Below are 3,743 nucleotides of genomic sequence, written 5' to 3'. Positions count from 1 at the left end.
CAGGCGGTCCGCATCGGCGCGAAACCGGTCGCGTTCGCCCTTCGCGCGGTCGAGGTCGCCGCGCAGGCTGTCGAGCTCGCCGCGCAGCCGGCCCCAGAGGAACCAGCCAACCAAAACACCCACAACGAACGCCAGGAGCATGTAGAAGAAAGTGCTCATTTCCCTCTCCAGTCCGATCGGGCGGCCGCGCGAGTGGCGGGCTTGCCGCAGGGATCGTCAATCGTTCCACGCTCGGCGGAACAGCCGCTTCAATCGAGCCGTCGGCGCTTGGCTCTCCTCCGGCTGTGGCCGACGGCCATCATCACATTCGCCGAAGCAACGCTAGGACCGTCTCTGGCCTTGGCGTTGCGTCCGGCTGAGCTTGGGGCCGGACGCTAGCATACGGCTTGCGGAAAGCTAATTGAAAAATGCGGTCTAGAGTTATTGAAGAACAGGTATTTAGGCTGAGAATAGAGCCGCCATAATATGCGTTTCGGCTAAATTATTCTGGTCTATGCCGCCGGGCGAAACGCCCGTCATTTGTCGAGCGCTTCCAGCTCGTCGATCAGGGCGCCGATCACGCCAAGGCCGATCTGCCAGAAGGCAGGATCGGTGGCGTCCAGGCCGAAGGGCGCCAGAAGCTCGGAGTGATGCTTGGTGCCGCCGGCGCGCAGCATCTCGAAATACTTCTCCTGAAAGCCGCGCTCGGCATTCTGGTAGACGGCATAGAGCGAGTTCACCAGGCAATCGCCGAAGGCATAGGCGTAGACGTAGAAGGGCGAGTGGATGAAATGCGGGATGTAGGTCCAGAAGACCTCGTAGCCGTCGCGCAGCTTGATCGCCGGCCCCAGGCTCTCTGCCTGCACTTCCAGCCAGAACTGGCCGAGCCTGTCCGAGGTCAACTCGCCGTTGCGGCGCTCGGCATGCACCTTGCGCTCGAACTCGTAGAACGCGATCTGGCGCACGACGGTGTTGATCATGTCCTCGACCTTCTGGGCGAGCATCGCCTTGCGCTCGCGCTTGTCGGAGGTCTGGTCGAGCAGCGAGCGGAAGGTCAGCATCTCGCCGAAGACCGAGGCCGTCTCGGCCAGCGTCAGAGGGGTCGAGGCCATCAGCGCGCCCTGGCCGGCGGCCAGCACCTGGTGGACGCCGTGACCGAGCTCATGCGCCAGCGTCATCACGTCGCGCGGCTTGCCCATATAGTTGAGCAGCACGTAAGGGTGAGCCGAAGGCACCGTCGGATGGGCGAAGGCGCCCGGCGACTTGCCGGGCCGTACAGGCGCATCGATCCATTTGCGGTTGAAGAAGGTCCGCGCGATTTCCGCCATCTCCGGCGAAAAGCGCTGGTAGGCCGACAGTACCGTGTCCCTGGCGTCGTCCCAGCGGATCACCGCTTGCGGGGTCTCGGGCAGGGGCGCGTTGCGGTCCCAATGGTTCATCACTTCCATGCCGAGCCAGCGCGCTTTCATCTGATAATAGCGGTGCGACAGCCGCGGATAGGCCTCGCGCACTGCGGCCGCCAAAGCATCGACCACGCCGCGCTCGACGCGGTTGGCGAGATGGCGTGAATCGGCGATGTCCTCGAAGCCGCGCCAGCGGTCGGAAATTTCCTTGTCCTTGGCGAGCGTGTTGGTGATGAGCGTGAAGGTGCGCAGGTTCTTGCGGAAGGTCGCGGCAAGCGCCTCGGAAGCGCGGCGTCGCACTTCGCCATCGGCGTCCTGCAGCCGGTTCAGCGCCGGCTCCAGCGTCAGCTCCTCGCCGTCGACATCGAAGCGCAAGTCGGTCATCGTCTCGTCGAACAGGCGGTTCCAGGCGCCACGTCCGGTGACCGATTTTTCATGGAACAGCTGCTCGACCCGATCCTCGAGCTGGTAGGGCTTGTCCTTCCTGAGGTCGAGCACCCAGGGCCGGTAATGGGCGAAGGCCGCGTCGGCCGCAAGCGCGCTTTCGATCACCGCGTCGTCGATCAGGTTGAGCTCCAGCGCGAAGAACAAAAGATGCGCGCTGGCATCGGTCATCTTCTCCTGGACGTCGCCATAGAGCTTGGCGCGCTGCGGATCGGCGGTGTTGCCGGCATAGACCAGCCCGGCATAGGAGACGATGCGGCCGATCAGTTCCTCCAGCGCCTCGTAAGCCTTCAGCGCCTCGCCGAGCCGGCCGGCGGTGCCGCGCTCGGCCTCGGCGGCCAAAGTGCCCTTCCAGCGGGCTTCGAAGGCAATGGCGTCGCTTGCGGCCCGGGCGATATCGCGCTTCAGCTCCGGCGCTTCCATGCCGGAGTAGAGATCGGCGAGATTCCACTCCGGCAGGTCGCCGAGCTCCGCCGCGCCCTGGCCAGACGCTGGCGCCGCAAGCCGCCGACCAAACATCATGCGCATCAACACAATACCTTCTTTATAATCAACGGGAGAGGAGAAGCCGGTCAAATCCTAAGGAATTCGTTCACCGGGTTTTTTGAAACCTTATTTAGAACCCTGTGCCAAGATGATCCATGGGGATTTATCGGGCGGATAATTCAAACAGTCATGACAGGTTCCATACTCATAGTCGATGACGATCCCGTGCAGCGCAGGCTGCTCGAGGCGGCGGTGACGAAATTTGGCCACAGCGCCATCGTCACCGACGGCGGCGAGGCGGGCCTCGATGTGCTCGACGGGCCTAACGCGCGTGATGTTTCGGTCGTCATCCTCGACCTCGTCATGCCCGGTCTCGACGGCATCGGCGTGCTGAAGACGATGCGCGAGCGCGCCATCAACGTGCCGGTCATCGTGCAGACCGCGCAGGGCGGCATCGAGACCGTCGTCTCGGCCATGCGCCACGGCGCTTTCGATTTCGTCGTCAAACCGGCCTCGCCCGACCGGCTGCAGACATCAATTTCCAATGCCTTGAAGGTCGAGGCGGTCGAGGACGAGGTGAAGCGCACGTCGCGGCGGCGCGGCGGTCATCTCACCTTCAAGGACTTGATCACCCACAGCCCGGCGATGGACCGGGTGATCCGCCTCGGGCAGAAGGCGGCGGCCTCCAACATCCCGATCCTGATCGAAGGCGAATCGGGCGTCGGCAAGGAGCTGGTGGCGCGCGCCATCCAGGGCAGCGGCGACCGCCGCTCGAAACCCTTCGTCACCGTCAATTGCGGCGCCATCCCCGACAATCTCGTCGAATCGATCCTGTTCGGCCACGAGAAGGGCTCGTTTACCGGCGCCACCGACAAGCACACCGGCAAATTCGTCGAGGCGCATTCGGGCACGCTGTTCCTGGACGAGATAGGCGACCTGCCGCTCGACGTCCAGGTCAAGCTGCTGCGCGCCGTGCAGGAGGGCGAGGTCGATCCGGTCGGCGGCCGTTCGACCGTCAAGGTCGACATCCGGCTGATCTCGGCGACGCACCGCAACCTTTTGCAGCAGGTCAAGGACGGCAAATTCCGCGAGGACCTGTTCTACCGGCTGAACGTCTATCCGATCTTCGTGCCGCCGCTGCGCGACCGGCGCGAGGATATCCCCTATCTGGTCAGGCACTTCATGGAGAAGGTCGCGCCGGCCGATCCGCGCCACCGCCTCAGCGGCATATCGGCCAAGGCCCTGGCGATGCTGCAGGCCTATGACTGGCCGGGCAACATCCGCCAGCTGGAAAATGCGGTGTTCCGGGCGTCCGTGCTCGCCGAGGGCGAATTGCTCACCGAAGAGGAATTCCCGCAAATCCGCGCGCAGGTCGAAGGCACGGTGAAGCTGGAAGCTGAGGCCGCGTCGGCCGCCGCACTGGTCGCGGAC

At 64.1% G+C, this 3,743-nt stretch carries 2 protein-coding genes and 1 pseudogene; 1 reads left to right on the top strand and 2 read right to left on the bottom strand.

The features are described 5' to 3' along the window. A pseudogene (locus tag DH10_RS37360) lies at positions 1-159 on the bottom strand (proton-conducting membrane transporter); the annotation flags it as partial. 356 nt (positions 160-515) lie between these two features. After that, positions 516-2,354: a M3 family oligoendopeptidase gene (locus DH10_RS30580; protein WP_192252423.1), complete on the bottom strand. Its 1,839-nt coding sequence runs from the start codon at positions 2,352-2,354 to the stop codon at positions 516-518. A 147-nt stretch (positions 2,355-2,501) separates the two neighbouring features. On the opposite strand from DH10_RS30580, the gene DH10_RS30575 reads away from it, so the two are divergent. Beyond that, positions 2,502-3,743, top strand: a 1,242-nt coding sequence (locus DH10_RS30575; protein ID WP_192385679.1) for a sigma-54-dependent transcriptional regulator, incomplete at its 3' end; no start/stop codon positions are given.

The organism is Mesorhizobium silamurunense, from assembly GCF_014843825.1.
In the GTDB taxonomy this organism is placed as follows: Bacteria; Pseudomonadota; Alphaproteobacteria; order Rhizobiales; family Rhizobiaceae; genus Mesorhizobium; species Mesorhizobium silamurunense.
Note: the sequence above shows the minus strand (reverse complement) of the source record. Positions and strands in the feature narration are given on the sequence as shown.